Origin of the sequence: Flavobacterium sp., assembly GCF_052437795.1 — a bacterium.
In the GTDB taxonomy this organism is placed as follows: domain Bacteria; phylum Bacteroidota; class Bacteroidia; order Flavobacteriales; family Flavobacteriaceae; genus Flavobacterium.
Genome location: NZ_JBQVPA010000002.1, coordinates 480,412 through 499,857 on the forward strand (window position 1 = coordinate 480,412; position 19,446 = coordinate 499,857).

Here is a 19,446-nt window from a genome sequence, read left to right on the forward strand (position 1 = left end):
CATGACGAGATTAAAAGATAAAAATACCGTTAAAAGGTTCAACCAGATCTCTATAGGCCTTGCTTCGCCTGAGTCGATCCTGGCAGAATCAAGGGGTGAGGTTTTAAAGCCTGAAACCATTAACTATCGTACTCACAAACCGGAAAGGGACGGCCTTTTCTGCGAGCGTATCTTCGGCCCTGTAAAGGATTTTGAATGTGCTTGCGGCAAGTATAAAAGGATCCGCTATAAGGGGATCGTTTGTGACCGATGCGGTGTTGAAGTTACCGAGAAGAAAGTTCGACGTGACAGGGTAGGGCACATCAATCTTGTAGTGCCTATCGCCCACATATGGTATTTCCGTTCGCTGCCAAATAAAATAGGTTATATCCTTGGCCTTCCGTCTAAGAAATTAGATATGATCATATACTATGAAAGGTATGTGGTTATCCAGGCAGGTATCGCCAAAGGGCCGGATGGTGAGGATGCCAAAAGATTAGACTTTTTAACCGAAGAAGAGTACCTGAACATACTGGATTCTCTTCCTGCGGAAAACCAATACCTTGACGATAATGACCCTAACAAGTTTATCGCCAAGATGGGTGCTGAGTGTATCATGGACCTGCTTGCGAGGATCGACCTTGACCAATTGTCATACAACCTTCGCCACAGTGCCAATACTGAAACATCTAAACAGCGTAAGACCGAAGCCCTTAAAAGGCTTCAGGTAGTAGAGTCGTTCCGTGAGTCGAACATGAACAGGGAGAACCGCCCTGAGTGGATGATCCTGAAAGTGATCCCTGTGATCCCGCCGGAACTTCGCCCACTAGTGCCGCTTGATGGCGGACGTTTCGCTACTTCTGACCTTAACGACCTTTACCGCAGGGTGATCATCCGTAACAACCGTCTGAAAAGGCTTATGGAGATCAAGGCGCCGGAGGTGATCCTTCGTAACGAAAAGCGTATGCTACAGGAATCGGTAGACTCGCTATTCGATAACACAAGGAAAGCATCGGCTGTTAAGACAGAATCGAACAGGCCTTTGAAATCGCTTTCTGACTCATTGAAAGGTAAGCAGGGACGTTTCCGCCAAAACCTTTTAGGTAAGCGTGTTGACTACTCGGCACGTTCGGTGATCGTCGTTGGCCCTGAAATGAAATTGTTCGAATGCGGCCTTCCGAAAGACATGGCTGCCGAGCTTTACAAACCGTTCGTTATTCGCAAGCTTATCGAGCGCGGTATCGTGAAAACGGTTAAGTCGGCCAAAAAGATAATTGACAAAAAAGAACCTGTAGTATGGGATATCCTTGAAAATGTGATCAAAGGGCACCCGGTACTGCTTAACAGGGCCCCAACCCTTCACAGGCTTGGTATACAGGCGTTCCAGCCGAAACTTATCGAAGGTAAGGCGATCCAGCTGCACCCATTGGTATGTACGGCTTTCAACGCTGACTTTGATGGTGACCAGATGGCGGTACACCTTCCGCTTGGGCCGGAGGCTATCCTTGAGGCACAGCTGTTGATGCTGGCTTCACACAATATCCTTAACCCGGCGAACGGTGCTCCGGTAACCGTTCCTTCTCAGGACATGGTACTTGGTCTGTACTACATGACCAAAGAGCGTTTGTCTACCGAGACGAATACGATACTTGGACAGGACCTTACTTTCTATTCTGCCGAAGAGGCTAACATCGCTTTGAACGAAGGAAGGGTGGAACTGAACGCACGCGTGAAAATACGTGCAAAAGACTTTAATGAGAATGGTGAGCTTGTTTACAAGATCATCCAGACGACCGCAGGACGTGTACTCTTCAACGAAGTGGTGCCGGAAAAAGCGGGCTATATCAATGAAGTACTGACCAAGAAGTCGCTTAGGGACATCATCGGTAAGATCTTGAGTGTTACCGACGTGCCTACAACAGCGGCATTCCTTGACAATATGAAGGACATGGGTTACAAATTCGCTTTCAGGGGCGGTTTGTCATTCAGCCTTGGTGATATCATTATCCCTGAAAGGAAGCAGGAGCTTATTGCCGATGCCAACGAGCAGGTAAAAGGTATTTCCATGAACTATAACATGGGTCTTATTACCAACAACGAGCGCTATAACCAGGTGATCGACGTGTGGACCTCTACCAACGCATTGCTTACAGAGCTTGCCATGAAAAACATCCGTGAGGACCAGCAAGGGTTTAACTCGGTGTACATGATGCTTGACTCGGGGGCAAGGGGTTCGAAAGAGCAGATACGCCAGCTTACAGGTATGCGTGGTTTGATGGCCAAGCCTAAGAAATCGACCGCCGGTGGTGGAGAGATCATCGAGAACCCGATCCTTTCTAACTTTAAGGAAGGCCTTTCGATCCTTGAGTACTTTATTTCTACCCACGGTGCCCGTAAAGGTCTTGCGGATACGGCCCTTAAAACGGCGGATGCAGGTTACCTTACCAGGAGGCTTGTAGACGTTTCACAGGACGTTATCGTTAACTCTGTGGACTGTGGTACGCTTCGTGGTATCGAGGTTAGCGCGCTTAAGAACAATGAGGAGATCGTAGAAACGCTTGGCGAAAGGATACTTGGCCGTGTTGCGCTCCAGGATGTCATCAACCCGCTTACGAATGAGGTCCTTGTTACTACAGGCACCCAGATCACCGAAGCAGAAGTAAAGGCTATCAATGCAGCTCCTATTGAGGCTGTAGAGGTACGTTCGCCACTCACCTGTGAGGCTAAAAAAGGTATTTGTGCAAAGTGTTACGGACGCAGCCTGGCTACGGGTCAGATGACACAGCGCGGTGAGGCAGTGGGCGTAATTGCCGCACAGTCGATCGGTGAGCCGGGTACACAGCTTACACTACGTACATTCCACGTTGGTGGTGTTGCGGGAGGTATGTCTGAAGAGTCGAGCATTGTAACGCGTTTCGCGGGACGTCTTGAACTTGAAGACCTTAAGACCGTGAAAGGTGAGAACAACGAAGGCGAGGAAGTAGATATCGTAATATCACGTTCTACTGAATTGAAGCTTGTTGACCAGAATACGGGAATTGTATTGAATACACACAACATACCTTACGGTTCGAGCATTTTTGTGAAGGACGGTGATATTGTTGACAAAGGGGCTACCATCTGTAAATGGGACCCATATAACGGTGTTATCATCTCTGAGTTCACCGGTAAGATCGCTTACGAAGATATCGAGCAGGGACAATCGTTCATGGTCGAGATCGATGAGCAGACCGGATTCCAGGAGAAGGTAATATCTGAAGCAAGGAACAAGAAATTGATCCCTACGCTATTGATCTACGGAAAAGACAATGAGCTTATCCGTTCGTACAACCTTCCGGTGGGTGCCCACCTTATGGTCGATAACGGCGAGAAGATCAAGGCAGGTAAGATCCTTGTTAAGATACCAAGGCGTTCATCCAAAGCGGGTGACATTACCGGAGGACTTCCTAGGATCACCGAGCTTCTTGAAGCACGTAACCCTTCGAACCCGGCCGTAGTATCTGAGATCGACGGTGTGGTATCGTTCGGTAAGATCAAGAGGGGTAACCGCGAGATCGTTATCGAGTCGAAATTCGGCGAGATCAAGAAATACCTTGTGAAGCTGTCGAACCAGATCCTTGTTCAGGAGAATGACTACGTAAAAGCAGGTATGCCACTATCGGACGGTGCGATCACACCGGAAGATATCCTCAGGATACAGGGGCCGTCTGCCGTACAGCAGTACCTTGTGAACGAGATCCAGGAGGTTTACCGCCTTCAGGGTGTAAAGATCAACGACAAGCACTTTGAAGTGGTAGTACGCCAGATGATGCGTAAAGTACAGGTACAGGACCCGGGTGATACCCTTTTCCTTGAAGACCAGCTGATACACACATCTGACTTTATCCTTGAGAACGACAAGCTATACGGAATGAAAGTTGTAGAAGATGCGGGAGATTCGCAAAACCTTAAAGCGGGGCAGATCATTACGCCGCGCGAGCTAAGGGACGAGAACTCATTGCTGAAGCGCAACGACCAGAACCAGGTTTCCGCAAGGGACGTGGTTGCCGCAACAGCAACCCCGGTACTTCAGGGTATCACAAGGGCGTCGCTACAAACTAAGTCGTTCATCTCGGCCGCATCGTTCCAGGAAACTACAAAAGTACTGAACGAAGCCGCGGTGGCAGGTAAGGTTGACGGACTTGAAGGACTTAAGGAGAACGTTATCGTAGGCCACAGGATACCTGCAGGTACAGGTATGAGGGACTATGACAACACCATCGTAGGTTCTACAGAGGAATACAATGAGCTATTAACTCCGAAAGAGGAATTTAATTACTAATATAATGAGTGACCAAAAACAGGAGCCGGGGCAGATCAACATCGAGCTCGATGAGAAGACTGCCGAAGGCATTTACTCCAACCTGGCGATCATCAACCATTCTGCCTCAGAATTCGTGGTAGACTTCGTGACGATCATGCCGGGAGTGCCAAAGGCCAAGGTAAAGTCGCGCATTGTGTTAACGCCACAGCATGCCAAGCGCCTGCTGAAGGCATTAGGCGAGAACATCCACCGCTTTGAAAGTGCCCACGGCCAGATAAGCGATACGGAGCAGCAGCCGCTTCCACTGACTTTCGGGCCTGCAGGACAGGCTTAAGATAAAAAACAACCCCTTTCGGAAACGGAAGGGGTTTTTTGATGCTTTTCTGGGTATTTTTACACCGCTACTGTATGATTTTTGATCCGGTACATGATGATTTTAGGGTATGCCGCAGGGGTATTTTTGATGGTGTTTAGGGTTATTGTTTGAACTTTTTGCACTTTTTGAGCGATTGAGTGAAGAGGGAGAAGGGATATTTAAAAAGCGCTCGTCATTATATTACTTTTGTTTATAGTAATTAAATTTTGTATAGTTTGTTTCAATGAGTTAAGTTGGAAAGCGGATGACGCTGATTGGGCGGATTTTTCGAGGATTTTTTTGTTGGTGGTAAAAATATTAAAACCCTTCCGGAGAGGAAAGGGTTTTGTTTTTTGTGACCGGCACGAGCTGGAAGCTCGCGGGAGCGTGATATTATTTAATCCACCCTTTGTCTTTTAATTTTTCATGCGCGTACTGTTTAGGATTCACTTTAAAATCCAACTCATCTTTAAGTTTACGGAGTTTTATATCGTTTGGTTCGTTTGTTAATCCAATATTGCAAACTCGATAAGCTTCTTTATAATTTCTCAAATTGGTATTATAATTGAGAGCATGATTAAATGCATTTATTGCATTAGAATGAATTTGTGTTGGTGTTAATGTTTCAGAAATGAGATAGGCTCTTTCAAAGTGGTCATTTGCCAAATTAGCTTTAGCATGTTTCTGAGCTTTATTGTTAAAATAATTTATGTCCTTTGCTTGGGCAGCTAGTGATTTAGCAATCCCGTGATGTGCTCTATGGTTATTTGGATCCACAGAAAGTGCTCTTTCAAAATATCCGATTGCAGTGGAAATAATTTCTTTAGACGTTCGACTTTTTCCAACGCGATTTTTTAATTCTAAGAATCCTAACTCAATTAATGCTTCTAGAAACTCATTGTCTAATTCAATAGCAATAAGAAACTCTTTTTTTGCTAGATTATAAGCATCCGAGTAAAAGCTGTTTTCTAAAATCTTTCCTTTTATCAAATATAGAAATGGAAATTTACTATTATGTTTTATTAGCTCATCTATCGTTTCTTTTGCAATATCGTAATTTATATTGGAAATATATAGCGCTTGTCTTGCCTGATTTGCTGCAACTCTTTCTTGGTGATTACTAGCGTTAGACCTTAGTAATAATTTATGGTTAAGATCTCCATCCAAGAAAGTTTTACGTTCTTGAGAGAAAACCTCATATTTTTCAAGAATATTCTTTTCATTATTTAGCTTTAGAAAATTCTTAGTGTAAATTTTAGCTAAGTGAGGAACTGTATATCCAACATCACCTGAATCTGTCATTTGTGAGTAACAAAGTGAGATTTTTGCAAGCTGAGGTAATGCTTTAAAACCAATTTCATCACTATTCATATCGGAGATATACCTTATATCATCGGCTGTTAGGAGCTCTTCTTTTTCCGATAATGATAATATGTATAATACATTTTTCTCTTCTTCAGATAGCTTATCAATTGAACCTTGAAAACAAAATGTTAATATATCATGATATGCATCGCCACTTTTAAGATTTTGAATTACAGAATCTATCGGAGTTGACATTGCGAGTTGGTGAGTAATCAACTGACCAGCCAAAGGCATACCTTTCGTATATTTATAAAGTTCACTAATATATTGTCCATAATAATTTGTGAATACAATATCTTTTCCTGTAAAATTTTTATATTGAGAGTTTAGAAAGTCAGGGAATTCTCTTTCCTCCTTAAAGCCATTTAAATTTATTCTGGCCATAAAGAAGTCCCCTAGTGTTTCTCGAGTAGTTAAGATGGCTTTTGAACTTGTTGGGAATTTCCCTAAGAATGATATTAAGTCTGGATCATTTAAAGTTTCTAAGTTATCAACTATTAATAAAACAGTATTGTTATTTAAAAAATTTATGACATTATGTTCATTATCAGAAGTGTCAATCTCACTTACTAAATTATTCTCTTCAATAAATTTATAAATATCATCAATTAAATCAGAATAATTAGACACGTATTCAGTTAAAGATTTAATACCATCAGGTGTATATTTATTTCTTTTTGAACTTGTCCAAATAATAAATTCAAAATTATTTGTAAATGTCTCATTGATAATCAATTGTTTGCAAAAATAGTGAACAAAGCTAGTCTTGCCAATTCCACCTATACCGTCAATTTGAATTATTCTGTTATTGTCATTGTTTAACTTATTATATATTTCTTTTATATGTTCCTCTCTGCCAATAAATTCATTATACAGTGTATTTTGCTCAAGAACATTTTCAATTATTTTAAATTGGTTTTGTTTTTTCCGATAAAATAAATTATCAGCCTTTATTGACCTACTACCCCTTCGGCAATATACATCCCCCTTTTTAAAGACAGTTGCTTTAATCTGTTTGGCATTTTTCCCCCATGTACTTTTTTGATACTGTCCATCCTTTTTGAATGGTAATATTACATCAGACGGTTCTATGTAAACGATGAAGAAAGATGATCCATCAATTTCAACTAAATTTGTAAATATTTCAACAAATCCGTCAATAAATTCTTCAATTACATTCGAAATGTGAGCTTCATCTATATTGTCATCACTTTTTTCATCAAGACCTATCCAATCGTAATTATTGTTTATACCATACAAAATATAACCACCTTTAGAGTTTGCAAACGCAGATATGTCTTTTACAAATTCTGCTTTAGATTTCGCATCAGAAAGTTTAAATATCTCTTTAAATTCTAGATCTGTTCTTTCTGACCTGATATTAAGATTCTTTATTTCTTCTATTCTATCTTGACTTAATAATCGAAGTTTTTCTATCATATTAAATAATTGGTGTTTTGGTTAAAGCTAATTTATTAAAATTATGTTAAACACCACCAGGTAATTTCCGCAATAATATCAAACAGGTAATTTCTACGGTCGGTATAAAATCCTTAACTTTGACTCTGCCATTAAAACGATTTTTCCCTACACGATGTCCAGTATAATCCAGTTACTTCCCGACCATGTTGCCAACCAGATAGCCGCCGGCGAGGTGGTGCAAAGGCCGGCTTCGGTAGTCAAGGAACTGCTGGAAAACGCCGTGGATGCCTGGGCGACCGAGATCAAGCTCATCGTGAAGGATGCCGGAAAGACCCTGGTACAGGTGATCGACAACGGCAAGGGCATGAGCGTGACCGACTCCCGCCTGTGCTTTGAGCGCCATGCCACCAGTAAGATACGCCATGCGGAGGACCTGTTCTCCCTGCATACCAAAGGTTTCCGAGGGGAGGCGCTGGCTTCCATTGCCGCGATCGCCCACGTGGAGCTTAAAACAAAGCAGGAGCAGGACGAGCTGGGTACGCACCTGGTTATCGAGGGCAGTAAGTTCACTTCGCAGGAGGTGGCCGTAGTGCCTAAAGGGACATCATTTTCAGTTAAGAACCTCTTCTTCAACATACCTGCCCGCCGCAACTTTTTAAAGAGTGATACGGTAGAGTTCCGCCACATCATCGACGAGTTCGAGCGCGTGGCTTTGGCGCATGCCAACATTGGGTTCATATTGTACCACAACGGCAGCGAGATGTTCAACCTGCCCACGTCGAACATGCGGCAGCGCATCGTGAACATCTTTGGCGGGCGCACCAATGAAAAGCTGGTCCCCATAAAGGAAGCCACCGAGATCGTTGGCATCGGCGGATTTGTTACCAAGCCCGAGTTCGCGAAGAAGAGCAGGGGCGAGCAGTTCTTTATCGTGAACAACCGCTTCATCAAGAGCGGCTATCTGCACCATGCCGTAATGGCTGCCTATGAAGGGCTGCTGAAGGACGGCTGCCAGCCCGCTTACTACATTTACCTTGAAGTGCCGCCGCACACCATCGATATCAATATCCACCCAACCAAGACGGAAGTGAAGTTCGACGATGAGCACGCGCTTTATGCCATACTCCGTTCAACGATAAAGCACAGCCTGGGGCAGTTCAATGTAGCGCCCGTGCTGGACTTTGATCGCGACAACAACCTTGATACGCCCTACGAGTACGAAACGCGTGAGGCCACAATGCCAACTGTGCAGGTCGACCGCGACTTCAATCCGTTTGCGGATGAAAAACCGGTAAGGGCAGTAGCATCGTCGGCAGCGTCGTGGTCTGCCGCACCGGCGTTCAAAAAGGAGCGCCAGCCTGCATGGGAAAGCCTGTACACCGGACTGTCCTCAGCAACCGAGGAAGTTGAAGCCATGACTTTTGAAACGGAGGAGGTTACCGGTTCGCTCTTCAACGATAATGAAGTAGAGCAGACGGTGCACAAAACCTACCAGATACATAAAAAGTACATTGTAAGCCCTATAAAAAGCGGCCTTCTGATCATTGACCAAAAGCGCGCCCACCAGCGTATACTGTACGAACAGTTCCTTACCAACATTACCGTGCATCACGCGGCCAGCCAGCAATTGCTGTTCCCGCTGCTGCTGCATTATAGCCAGGGCGAACTGGCGCTGATACGCGAAATGCGTGAGGCGCTGGAGAATACGGGCTTTGTGTTTGCCGAGTTCAACCACGACCATATTGTGGTGTCGGGCCTGCCGGTGAACGTGTCTGAAAGCGAGGTGTCGATACTGCTCGAGGAATTGCTGAACGACCTCCAGCAGGAAGTTCCCGACAGCAGTTTTAGCCAGAGCGACAGCATCGCCAAGAGCATGGCAAAGAGCCTGGCCGTAAAAACAGGTACGTACATGAACGAGAAAGAGCAGGAGAACATGGTTAACGCCCTGTTTGCCTGTAAAGAACCCGATGTTTCACCTTTCCACAGGCCTACCTTCATCACGGTAAGCGTAGAGGACCTGGATAAACGATTTGCAATATGATGTATCCAATGACCGATGCTGTTAAGCAGCTCATGATCATAAATGTACTATTTTTTGTTGGGACACTATTTGTTGGTGCTCCTGCTATGAACTTATTAGGGGAGCATTATTTTGAGAATCCCGATTTTGGTTTCTGGCAGCTCTTTACCAACATGTTCATTCACATGGGGATAATGCACCTTGCGTTCAATATGCTGTCATTGTACATTTTCGGCCCGGTACTGGAGCAACGCTGGGGAGCGTCAAAATTTATTTTCTTTTATATTTCCTGCGGGCTTGGGGCTTCATTAGCCCAACAGGGGATCCATTACTTCGCATTCCATAACAGCGTTGAAAAGCTAGTTGAAATTGGTTTTGATAAAACTGACATACTGGCAACACTCCAAAAGGGAATGGTCGATACGCGCTGGGCCGAGAACCTGTTGCCAAGAGACTATAATAATTTACGGGGAACTTATTTTAGTTTGGCTGGCGGTGCCTCAGGTGCAATTTATGGCATAATGGTTGCGTTTGCATTCTTATTCCCGAATGTCCCGATGATGCTGATGTTCATACCGATCCCTGTCAAGGCAAAATACCTGATCGGAGGGACTTTGAGCTTAGACTTTTATCTCGGATTTACAGGACAGTCACTTTTTGGCAGCGTCGGGGGCGTAGGTCATTTTGCCCACCTCGGTGGGGCACTTATTGGGTATTTTATAATGTGGTACTGGAAGAAGAATTCATTTAACGACAGACGCTGGAACTAATATGAGCATTTTAGACGATCTAAAGATGGAATACAGGGTGGGCGGCATCACGCAACGGCTCATTTTTTGGAATATAGGGCTTTTTGTAGTACCGATGATACTGTTCAGTATATTGGCGCTCTCGGGTGTGCAGTTGCCTTCGTGGGACTGGCGCGCAAGCGGCGGCCAGGATTGGTTCAGCCTTTCGAGCGTGCCGGGTGACCTTCTTTGGAAGCCATGGTCCATCCTCCTTTACGCATTCCTGCACAGCGGCTTTTTGCACCTGCTGTTCAATATGATTATGCTCCACTTTGCCGGAAGGCTGTTTCTTACGTTTTTTACCCAAAAGCAACTGTTCGGGGTATATGTGCTGGGTGGCATTTTTGCCGGGCTGCTATACATCATCAGCTACAACCTCCTTCCGGCCCTTGCAGGTACACAGGCGGGCATGGTCGGGGCTTCGGCGGCCATCATGGCGATATTGTTTGCTGTTACAGCCTATTCGCCTATGTATTCGGTACGAATGCTGCTCATTGGTACCATAAAGCTGTGGCACATTGCGGGGGTACTGCTTGCGATGGACCTTATCTATGTTTCTGTAGAAAATACAGGTGGGCACATTGCCCATTTGGGTGGGGCACTATTCGGCTACCTGTACATTATTTTGCTGAAAAAGGGGAATGACCTAAGTAAAGGCGTTTCAGGGGTCATCGATTTTTTTGCTAATTTATTCAAACCGAAAAAGAAAACGCCGTTCACTGCCGTACACCGAAATATAGCTCCGCCGTCAACGCAAAAGCCAGCCGGTAAGCCAAAAGACCTTACGCAAAAACAAATCGATGAGATACTCGACAAGATCAGCAGGTCGGGCTACGACAGCCTTACCAAAGAGGAAAAAGAATTTTTGTTCCGATTACAAAATAAATAGTAGATTTGGTAACATAACAGGCAACGGATGAAAAAGCTTTCATGGTTCAACAAGGTCATGTTCTTCTTTAATATAGTCTTGACTGTATTAACGTTTATTGCCTACCTGTTGCCATTCATGGCGCCCAAACTATTCCCGTTCCTTTCAGTTTTCACGTTGGTTTTGCCACTTTTGCTGGTACTCAACTTCCTTTTTTTTATGTACTGGCTGTTGCAAACCAAAAGGCAGATGTTGCTTTCAGGCCTCATACTATTGCTGGGTATAACCTTCGTAAGCAAGTTCTATAAATTCTCCTCGACCAGCCTCCCGGCAGAAGAAGGCGACTTCACACTGATGAGCTACAATGTGCGGATGTTCAACCTGTACGAATGGCTTCCCCGCAAGGATATTGCCGAAAAGATCATGGATTTTGTAAAGGAGAAAGATCCGGATATCGTCTGCCTGCAAGAGTACTCGAAAAAAGGCAAGGCGTCATTCCCTGCCTACAAGCATGCATACGTTTACAGCAGGGAAGGGGAGACCGGCCAGGCGATCCTGTCACGATTTCCCATCATTGACAGCGGATACGTTGCTTTTCCGGGTTCGGCCAATAACGTGGTTTTTGCCGACATAAAAAAGGGAAAGGATACGCTGCGTGTATACAGCATGCACCTTCAATCCATAAAGATAAGCCCGGACATTCACGAAAAGATAGACGAGGAAAAGTCAAAAGTCATCTTCAAAAGGCTTAGCGAAGCTTTTGCCAAGCAACAGCACCAGGCCGAACTGTTCGAAAAGCACAAAGAGGATTGCAGGCATCCGATGATCATTTGCGGCGACCTCAATAACAGCGCATTCTCTTATGTGTACCGCAGTGTAAAAGGAAAAATGAATGATGCTTTCGAGGAAGCGGGCAGCGGCTTCGGGAAATCGTATAACTATAAATACTATCCTGCGCGCATTGACTACATTTTTACCGATAAGTCCTTAAACGTAAAGCAGTATTCAACATTCGGCACGTTCATCAATTCCGACCATTTCCCGGTCATGACGCGCCTTGCCTTTCATAAAGAAGAATAAGCCATATTCACATTAAGGACACAGTGGCATCACCACATCTATACGTCAAATTTCTGATGATATTTTAAATGCTGACTAAAACAGCGACTGATGGCTAAATAGTCTGCTTCTTCAGGTAGTCCAATGCATAACGGCCTTCATTAAAAAGCAGGTCCAATATGCTCAGGTTATTAATGAAGCCATGCTTGTCGCCAAATACCTGAGTGTAGGGTTCAAATTGGCATCTGTCCTTCTTCCCGTCTGCCAGGTAGCGGAAGTCCTGCAACCCGTTCGCCTCGCGGAAATATTCTACTGTCCTTTCGGGGTTGTAGCTCATTCCCAGGCAGGAGGTTACGATGTCCATGATCTCAAAGTTCAGGTCCATCATAAAGTCATGCTTCTTCTCGAATATGGGCTGGATGTCGTCCTCAAAATACTCGAAGAAAGGGGAGGAGCGGTAAGCGGCCTCAAGCGACTTGAAATGCTGCTTCTGCCAGTCGAAAGCCGGCTCTATCCGGACATCTTTAAACAACTGCCTGTTGCCGTCGCTACTGTGCTTAACAGGGATGTTGAGCAGCTGCACGCCGTTGGGACTGTAAATATACATGCGGTTGCGGTTGGTCTGCTTCTGGAAGTTATCCTCTACTTCAAAAAAAACTTTATCAGCACTAACCATAGCTACAAAATGGCTAATGGATGGGAAGTATGTTGAGTGTAAGAGAACGTTCATTTGTCTATTTGTGGATTTGGTTATTTGATCTGCCCGAGTTGATAATTTCTCAAGCCATTTAGCTTATTGGTTATACTTTCAAGCATGGGTCTGCAATCAAAATAATCTTTTTCGGTGACAAAGTTCAGTTCGAACGAAATTATTAATTGATTTAGAACCTCTACAGCCGAACCAAACGCCATTGTAGTAAAATGGGCTTTATCTTTAAATGTGCTTCTTCCCGACCCTTCTGCGATATTTGAACAAATTGAAACTGTCGCACGCCGTATTTGATTTGTCAATCCGAATTTTTCAGTATCTGGGAATGATGAAGTTATTTTATAAATTATCTTAGTAAATTCTTTAGATTCTACCCACACCTCCAACTTTTCAAAAGAATATACATACATAGTATAAGTTTTTAAGTTGCTGAAATTACGTGTTGGTGGTCAAATAACCAAATCACAAATAACCAAATTAAACCTTCTCCTTTTTCTTTTTCCTGAAATAACTAAATCCCAACCATAGTACTACTACAATAACAAAATATTTAAAGTAGGATACAGGTTCGCCATCACCGCCTACGGTAGTGAACATCCTGTCCCAGCGGATCTTTTTCCCGATGTTCTTCCATGATTCTTCCTGGTTGATGCTCATCCATACGAATACCGGCTTGCCTACAATGTGATCTTCGGGTACAAAGCCCCAGTAGCGGCTGTCTTCGGAGTTGTGGCGATTATCACCCATCATCCAGTAGTAGTCCTGCTTGAAGGTATATGATGTCACTGGCTTTCCATTAATTAATATTTGGCCGCCTTTTTCCTCAAGGGTGTTGTGTTCGTAATCGGTTATGGCCATTTTATAGAATGGCAGGGTCTCACTATTCAGTTCAACTGTTTTGCCTTCTTCAGGAATATATATTGGCCCCATATCATCCTGGGTCCATGCCGGTTTTGTATGAGGGAATATAGAGGTGTCGCCTGCAGCAGGATCAGATGTGAATTTATACATTTCAACATTTGTAACCAGCGAATTAGCTTTCAGTTTTTCGGCATTTTCACCCGTCAGCGCCCTGAAAATATATCTGTTGGTGTTAGAATCATAGCCTATGTCGGTCCTGTTGATCTGGAGGTCGTTAATAAGGTATTCCGCGTCCAGCATATTCCCATCCTTAGTAGTGACAAAATAGATGTGCTGTAACCTCGCCCTGTCGCTAAGTTTCAGTTCTTTATTGTTGATATATACTACCCCGCCTTTCAAAGAGAAAGTATCACCAGGTGTCCCTACACAACGTTTAACATAATTTGACTTTTTATCTACAGGTTTTTTAACACGAGTTCCTGACCTGTCCCTGAACTTAACAACAGTATCGATAGGCCAGTTAAATACTACAATATCATTCTTCTCCACTTTTTCAAAACCCGGAAGCCTGAAATAGGGTAGCTGCGGCCAGTTGCTGTATGATCTTGTATTGATAACAGGAATACTGTCATGCACCATAGGCGCTGCAACGGTAGTCATTGGCGTACGTGCGCCATAATGGAACTTGCTCACGAACAGGAAGTCGCCGACCAAAAGTGTTTTTTCCAATGAAGCTGTAGGGATGGTAAACGGCTGCATTACATAAGTGTGTACAATGGTTGCCACCACAATGGCGAACAGCAGTGAGCCTACCGTGCTGTCCTTGCGCTCCTCTTTTTCCTCGGGCGTATACTTGGTAGCGTCGCTGTAATTGATGGCGTAAATGTAAAGCCCAAGCGTGGCAATGCCAATGGCCGCGTCGGTAGCCGACCTTTTGCCGAACGCACGCAGCACCTGTACCCATACCACGGGGAACATGATAAGGTTCACGATCGGTATGAAAAGCAGTATCACCCACCATTTCGGCCTGCGGATGATGTCCATCAGAACGATGGCATTGTATACCGGTACTAAAGCTTCCCAGCGTTTGCGGCCGGCTTTTTCATAAAGTTTCCACGTTCCTGCAAAGTGTACTGCCTGTACCGCCAGGAAAAATATAAACCACTGAAGTAATGTCATTGTATCTTAATTTTTCTATATGTATCGTTTTGTCAGAAAATGTTACGACAGGCCCAGCACATCTTTCATGCTGTACACGCCATTTTTGCCCAATAGCCATTCGGCGGCTACCACAGCACCCAGCGCAAAGCCTTCACGGCTGTGGGCGGTATGCTTTATTTCTATAGAGTCGACCTCAGAGTCGTACGCAACGGTATGTGTTCCCGGAACGCCCTCGATCCTTTTGGCATCAACGAATATCTCGTCTTCTTTAGGGTTGCCAATGGCCCAGCTCGAGTAATCCGAATGGGCAATGATATCTTTAGCCAAAGTAATAGCTGTGCCGCTCGGGGCATCCAGCTTTTGGGTATGATGTACTTCTTCCATCGACACCTTGTACTGCTTCAGGCTGCCCATCATTTTGGCAAGGTACGTGTTCAGCTCAAAAAAAATGTTCACCCCCAAACTGAAATTCGACCCGTAGATGAAAGCACCGTTCTTCTCTTCGCACAGCTGTGCCATGTCGTGATACTGCTCCAGCCAGCCGGTCGTACCCGAAACTACAGGTATGCCTCCGTTAAGGCATGCAGAGATATTCCCGACTGCCGCATCGGGCACACTGAAGTCTATGGCTACATCGGCATCAGTAAGGGCCTCAAAGCTATCGCTGCTGCGCTTGCGTAGTACGATCTCGTGGCCGCGCTCCAGGGCGATGCGTTCTATTACCTGCCCCATCTTGCCGTAGCCTAATAATGCGATCTTCATTGTGTTTAAAATTGGTAGTTGATGGAAAAGCCGGCATTGTATTTCATGTCGAACTGGTTTTGCTCGAGTGTCGGCTTAAAAGTGAGGTTCTCGTTCACGTTGAATTGCTTCAGGTGGGCATCCACGTTGGCATCCACAATGTTCAGCACATAAATGCCAACGGTAATGAGCAGCGAAAGGTCGCGGTTGCGCTGGTGGAAGCGCTGGCCCCGGATGAGGCGGTCGTTGTCAAGATCTGCCAGCTCACCCGTTACCGGCCTTCCGGCCAGCCTGTTCTTGTAAGCACCGCGGTACTCGTGGTACTTATCGTTGTTAAAGGAGTAGTAATAAAAACTAAGTCCCATGCCGCCATATACCAGGGGCAACTTCCAGTATTTTTTGTTATACACCTGCCCGAGGCCCGGCAGTATCGCCGAATAGAATGCCGCCTTGCTGGGTGCGAGGGGGTCTATTGTATACGGCTTCATCATGAGGGAATCTTTAACGGCTGCCTGCTCCACTCTCAGGTCCTGGGCGAACATTGGCACAGAAGATAAAAGTAAAACAAGTATGGCTATGGAAAATTTGCTTCTCACTATCCCTGGATAAGTTTGATGATCCTGTTGAAATCTTCTTCAGAATGAAAAGGTATTGTGATCTTGCCTTTGCCTTTGCTGTCGGCCTTCACGTCTACCTTGGCACCAAAGAAATTAGTAATGGCTTTAGCTTTTTCTTCCCCGATCTTAAAGGGCTCGCCTTTAGCAGGCTTGGCAGGTGCCGGCTTCAGGCTGTCATGGTAGTTCTTAACCAAAGCTTCGGTCTCACGAACAGAAAGGTTGCCCATAACGATCTTCTGGTAAATATCGGCCTGCGCGTCATGGTCCTCAATATTGATGATGGCGCGCCCGTGGCCCATGGATATGAACCCATCGCGAATGCCCGTCTGGATGATAGGGTCAAGTTTTAAAAGCCTCAGGTAGTTGGCGATCGTTGAGCGTTTTTTGCCTACGCGGTCGCTCATCTGTTCCTGGGTAAGCTGTATCTCGTCCATAAGCCTTTGGTAGCTCAGGGCGATCTCTATAGGGTCAAGGTCGTGGCGCTGGATATTCTCCACCAATGCCATGACCAATGATTCGTTATCGTTGGCAATGCGTATGTAGGCAGGAACGGTTTCCAGCCCTGCGAGTTTAGATGCCCTTAGCCTGCGCTCACCCGATATTAGCTGGTATTTATTATAGTCCAGCTTACGCACGGTGATAGGCTGTATCACGCCCAGTTCCTTAATGGATGTGCTCAGTTCACGAAGCGCTTCCTCATTAAAGTTGGTACGCGGCTGGAAAGGGTTTATCTCAATGGCATCAAGCTCTATCTCCAGGATGCTGCCCACCACCTTATCTGCATTTTTGTCCTCAACCGACTTGATGTCGTTCTCCGGGTCTTTAAGCAATGCCGATAATCCTCTTCCTAATGCCTGTTTCTTTATAGCTTTTGTCATAAACCTACTTTAGTGCTGTTTTTCTGTATAATTTCTTCTGCAAGGTTCAGGTAGTTTACCGCTCCTTTGCTGGTAGCGTCATAGTTGATGATGCTTTCGCCAAAGCTTGGTGCCTCGCTCAGCTTGATGTTGCGCTGTATCACCGTCTTGAATACCATGTCGTTAAAGTGCTTTTGCACTTCTTCCACGACCTGGTTTGACAGGCGAAGGCGCGAATCGTACATCGTGAGCAGCAGCCCTTCGATGTCTAACGCCGGATTGTGTATTTTTTGTACGCTCTTTATAGTATTTAGCAGTTTGCCAAGACCTTCGAGCGCAAAATATTCGCATTGGATGGGGATAACCACCGAGTCGGCAGCAGTAAGCGCGTTCAATGTAAGCAAACCTAATGAAGGCGCGCAGTCGATCAGGATGTAATCGTAATCATCCTTTACGCTTTCCAGCGCCTGCTTTAGCATATATTCGCGATTTTCCTTGTCCACAAGTTCAATTTCGATAGCCACAAGGTCGATGTGCGCAGGTATTACCCATACATTGGGCGCGGTACATTCCATGGTCGCCTCTGCAGGGGTGCTGCTGTGCTCCAGTACCTGGTAGGAGCCTATCTCGACCGACTCTACATCAATGCCCAGGCCGGAACTCGCGTTGGCCTGCGGGTCGGCATCTATTAGTAGTACTCTTTTTTCAAGCACCCCCAGCGATGCCGCAAGGTTAACAGTCGTGGTCGTCTTGCCTACACCGCCTTTTTGGTTGGCGATCGCTATTATTTTACCCATTTATCGTTTCTGAATTTAGAACCGTAAAAATACAATTATTTATGGTTCGTGAAAACGGAAATTGTTAACATGGGCAACTAAATCGCACCGGGCTCAGTGTAGAAGAAGTTTTAGCCATGAATTACACGAATTACCCTGATCGTGATCTTAGTGGATCGTGAAAATTTGTGGGATCTGTGTTATCCGGGGTAAGTGAAAAATAAAAAAAAGCCACGCATCGCTGCATGGCTTTCTCCTCCTTTTTCAGTTGGGTTATTGGATAACCAGTTTTTTAGATACTGTATTTTTACCTGATTCAAGCGTTACCATGTAGATGCCTGAAGTAAGGTTGGAAAGGTTGATCTCTTTAGCAGTAAAGCCATCTGCGGCCAGTTCCGTTTCGAACACTTTAGCACCCGTCATCGAGTAGATGCTCACGGTGTTTTTAGAGGTGCCGTTCTGAAGGTCGTAGATAAGCGTGATGTTCTTGTTTACCGATGGGTTAGGGTAGAAACCGAAAGAATCCTTGTTAAAGTCTTCCATACTGGCCGTAGTTGCTACATTCTTGTAGTTGAAGCTAAGCGTACCCGCGGCAGTTCCTGAAAATCCTGTAAAGAACATCCTGTAAATGTTACCGTCAGGATATTTCACGTAGTAGGTATTCGTAGGGTTGATCACATAAGCACCACCCGTGAAAGCTTTCCAGTCGTCGCCAATGGTATTGATCTCGGCAGAGTAAGCCGCTGAGGCAGGGATCGTAGGGGTTTCTGATGTATTTCCTGTCTCGGCTACCTGCGCTACACTTACAAGCGGGCTTTGAAGCGCTCCTGTAACATTGTACATTGCGGTTTGGCCCATTGCCGTTACCGGTGCGTAATATTTCCTGAATACCATGTCCCAGTCAGCATCTGCAGGAGTAACAGTGACCACATTGTTCGTTGTTAGCGAAAAATGGGTAAACCTGTTGGTTGCCGAAGCATCGGTGTCAATTACTTTTGTTTCGTCGGCAGTCCATGCGGTGCCATTCCAGGTGGAATATTTAAATGTCATCTCGCCATTGTACGGGTTGAAGTCATCAATGAATATTTTTTTGTAATTATCAGCTCCGTACCTAAGTACAAAAACTATCACACCCTCAACATGGTGGCTGTCCGTATTATAATTGCCCCATCCAAAGTTCAACGGGCCCGGTGTTGGGTTATTGGCATTATCAAAAGCACCTTCACCCCATGTAAGGTGGCTGTTGTAAAGCTCTGTCCAGTTGGCTTCCTGTGCCACATCAACAGAGGCGTAACCTGCCTCCGACGCTGCTACCTGGAATATCCTGATCCCTTTACCATCATTTACACGTATAGCGCCCATTCCCATCTGGCCAACGGCTTTTTCGAACGAAAGGTCCCAGCTTGCGGCTGCAACAGGGGTTTGTGTATTGGTAGAGAACTTGTAAAATACCTGGTTTGCATATGCTGGCTGCATTTCAACAGTAACCTGCGTATAGCCTTCCTGTGCCGTAGCATACATACCTGTAAGCATCGTAGCCGCGAAAAGTAATTTTTTCATCATGT

The 19,446-nt window shown here is 45.2% G+C and carries 15 protein-coding genes; 6 read left to right on the top strand and 9 right to left on the bottom strand.

Annotation, left to right across the window (positions count from 1 at the left end; all coding sequences use genetic code 11):
• The first annotated feature begins 1 nt into the window (after position 1).
• Together rpoC and ACT6R0_RS09010 are read left to right on the top strand one after the other, a co-directional pair.
• Positions 2–4,300 carry a DNA-directed RNA polymerase subunit beta' gene (gene rpoC, locus ACT6R0_RS09005; RefSeq protein WP_444652573.1) on the top strand — a complete coding sequence of 1,433 codons (4,299 nt, stop codon included), beginning with the start codon at positions 2–4 and terminating at the stop codon, positions 4,298–4,300.
• A 4-nt stretch (positions 4,301–4,304) separates the two neighbouring features.
• A complete protein-coding gene (locus ACT6R0_RS09010; protein WP_444652572.1) occupies positions 4,305–4,616 on the top strand; it encodes a DUF3467 domain-containing protein in 312 nt (103 codons plus the stop codon).
• A gap of 414 nt (positions 4,617–5,030) precedes the next feature.
• Here the strand turns inward: ACT6R0_RS09010 and ACT6R0_RS09015 are convergent, their stop codons facing one another.
• Positions 5,031–7,442: an RNA-binding domain-containing protein gene (locus tag ACT6R0_RS09015; protein WP_444652571.1), complete on the bottom strand. Its 2,412-nt coding sequence runs from the start codon at positions 7,440–7,442 to the stop codon at positions 5,031–5,033.
• 154 nt (positions 7,443–7,596) lie between these two features.
• Between ACT6R0_RS09015 and mutL the strand changes: the two genes are divergently transcribed.
• The 4 genes from mutL to ACT6R0_RS09035 are packed head-to-tail and all read left to right on the top strand — an operon-like array spanning position 7,597 to position 12,180.
• Positions 7,597–9,465, top strand: coding sequence for a DNA mismatch repair endonuclease MutL (gene mutL / locus ACT6R0_RS09020; protein WP_444652570.1), 1,869 nt, complete (start codon positions 7,597–7,599; stop codon positions 9,463–9,465).
• Positions 9,462–10,214 (top strand): rhomboid family intramembrane serine protease, encoded by a 753-nt coding sequence (locus tag ACT6R0_RS09025; protein ID WP_444652569.1) that lies wholly within the window; start codon positions 9,462–9,464, stop codon positions 10,212–10,214. Before mutL ends, ACT6R0_RS09025 begins: the two co-directional genes overlap by 4 nt.
• Before the next feature lies 1 nt (position 10,215).
• The gene (locus ACT6R0_RS09030) at positions 10,216–11,121 is read left to right on the top strand and encodes a rhomboid family intramembrane serine protease (protein WP_444652568.1); all 906 of its coding nucleotides are present in this window, start codon (positions 10,216–10,218) and stop codon (positions 11,119–11,121) included.
• 27 nt (positions 11,122–11,148) lie between these two features.
• Complete coding sequence (locus ACT6R0_RS09035; RefSeq protein ID WP_444652567.1) at positions 11,149–12,180, top strand: endonuclease/exonuclease/phosphatase family protein; 1,032 nt, start codon at positions 11,149–11,151, stop codon at positions 12,178–12,180.
• Positions 12,181–12,274: 94 nt separating this feature from the next.
• Here the strand turns inward: ACT6R0_RS09035 and ACT6R0_RS09040 are convergent, their stop codons facing one another.
• The 8 genes from ACT6R0_RS09040 to ACT6R0_RS09075 form a co-directional block, all read right to left on the bottom strand.
• Positions 12,275–12,889 (bottom strand): WbqC family protein, encoded by a 615-nt coding sequence (locus ACT6R0_RS09040; protein WP_444652566.1) that lies wholly within the window; start codon positions 12,887–12,889, stop codon positions 12,275–12,277.
• A gap of 20 nt (positions 12,890–12,909) precedes the next feature.
• Positions 12,910–13,278 (bottom strand): four helix bundle protein, encoded by a 369-nt coding sequence (locus ACT6R0_RS09045; protein WP_444652565.1) that lies wholly within the window; start codon positions 13,276–13,278, stop codon positions 12,910–12,912.
• Positions 13,279–13,345: 67 nt separating this feature from the next.
• Positions 13,346–14,908: a signal peptidase I gene (gene lepB, locus ACT6R0_RS09050; protein ID WP_444652564.1), complete on the bottom strand. Its 1,563-nt coding sequence runs from the start codon at positions 14,906–14,908 to the stop codon at positions 13,346–13,348.
• 42 nt (positions 14,909–14,950) lie between these two features.
• Entirely contained in the window at positions 14,951–15,652 is a 702-nt protein-coding gene (gene dapB / locus ACT6R0_RS09055) for a 4-hydroxy-tetrahydrodipicolinate reductase (protein WP_444652563.1), read from the bottom strand.
• Between the two features lie 5 nt (positions 15,653–15,657).
• Entirely contained in the window at positions 15,658–16,227 is a 570-nt protein-coding gene (locus ACT6R0_RS09060; RefSeq protein ID WP_444652562.1) for a DUF5683 domain-containing protein, read from the bottom strand.
• The gene (locus tag ACT6R0_RS09065; protein ID WP_444652561.1) at positions 16,227–17,126 is read right to left on the bottom strand and encodes a ParB/RepB/Spo0J family partition protein; all 900 of its coding nucleotides are present in this window, start codon (positions 17,124–17,126) and stop codon (positions 16,227–16,229) included. Before ACT6R0_RS09065 ends, ACT6R0_RS09060 begins: the two co-directional genes overlap by 1 nt.
• Complete coding sequence (locus ACT6R0_RS09070; RefSeq protein ID WP_444652560.1) at positions 17,123–17,902, bottom strand: ParA family protein; 780 nt, start codon at positions 17,900–17,902, stop codon at positions 17,123–17,125. The genes ACT6R0_RS09065 and ACT6R0_RS09070 overlap by 4 nt, the downstream gene beginning before the upstream one ends.
• 252 nt (positions 17,903–18,154) lie before the next feature.
• The gene (locus tag ACT6R0_RS09075; RefSeq protein ID WP_444652559.1) at positions 18,155–19,444 is read right to left on the bottom strand and encodes a T9SS type A sorting domain-containing protein; all 1,290 of its coding nucleotides are present in this window, start codon (positions 19,442–19,444) and stop codon (positions 18,155–18,157) included.
• Between the last annotated feature and the right edge of the window lie 2 nt (positions 19,445–19,446).

What these genes read in the sequence shown, in the direction of transcription:
- rpoC (WP_444652573.1), top strand. Translation starts at nt 2, where the DNA reads ATGACGAGATTAAAAGATAAAAATACCGTTAAAAGGTTCAACCAGATC.
- ACT6R0_RS09010 (WP_444652572.1), top strand. Translation starts at nt 4,305, where the DNA reads ATGAGTGACCAAAAACAGGAGCCGGGGCAGATCAACATCGAGCTCGAT.
- ACT6R0_RS09015 (WP_444652571.1), bottom strand. Translation starts at nt 7,442, where the DNA reads ATGATAGAAAAACTTCGATTATTAAGTCAAGATAGAATAGAAGAAATA.
- mutL (WP_444652570.1), top strand. Translation starts at nt 7,597, where the DNA reads ATGTCCAGTATAATCCAGTTACTTCCCGACCATGTTGCCAACCAGATA.
- ACT6R0_RS09025 (WP_444652569.1), top strand. Translation starts at nt 9,462, where the DNA reads ATGATGTATCCAATGACCGATGCTGTTAAGCAGCTCATGATCATAAAT.
- ACT6R0_RS09030 (WP_444652568.1), top strand. Translation starts at nt 10,216, where the DNA reads ATGAGCATTTTAGACGATCTAAAGATGGAATACAGGGTGGGCGGCATC.
- ACT6R0_RS09035 (WP_444652567.1), top strand. Translation starts at nt 11,149, where the DNA reads ATGAAAAAGCTTTCATGGTTCAACAAGGTCATGTTCTTCTTTAATATA.
- ACT6R0_RS09040 (WP_444652566.1), bottom strand. Translation starts at nt 12,889, where the DNA reads ATGAACGTTCTCTTACACTCAACATACTTCCCATCCATTAGCCATTTT.
- ACT6R0_RS09045 (WP_444652565.1), bottom strand. Translation starts at nt 13,278, where the DNA reads ATGTATGTATATTCTTTTGAAAAGTTGGAGGTGTGGGTAGAATCTAAA.
- lepB (WP_444652564.1), bottom strand. Translation starts at nt 14,908, where the DNA reads ATGACATTACTTCAGTGGTTTATATTTTTCCTGGCGGTACAGGCAGTA.
- dapB (WP_444652563.1), bottom strand. Translation starts at nt 15,652, where the DNA reads ATGAAGATCGCATTATTAGGCTACGGCAAGATGGGGCAGGTAATAGAA.
- ACT6R0_RS09065 (WP_444652561.1), bottom strand. Translation starts at nt 17,126, where the DNA reads ATGACAAAAGCTATAAAGAAACAGGCATTAGGAAGAGGATTATCGGCA.
- ACT6R0_RS09070 (WP_444652560.1), bottom strand. Translation starts at nt 17,902, where the DNA reads ATGGGTAAAATAATAGCGATCGCCAACCAAAAAGGCGGTGTAGGCAAG.
- ACT6R0_RS09075 (WP_444652559.1), bottom strand. Translation starts at nt 19,444, where the DNA reads ATGATGAAAAAATTACTTTTCGCGGCTACGATGCTTACAGGTATGTAT.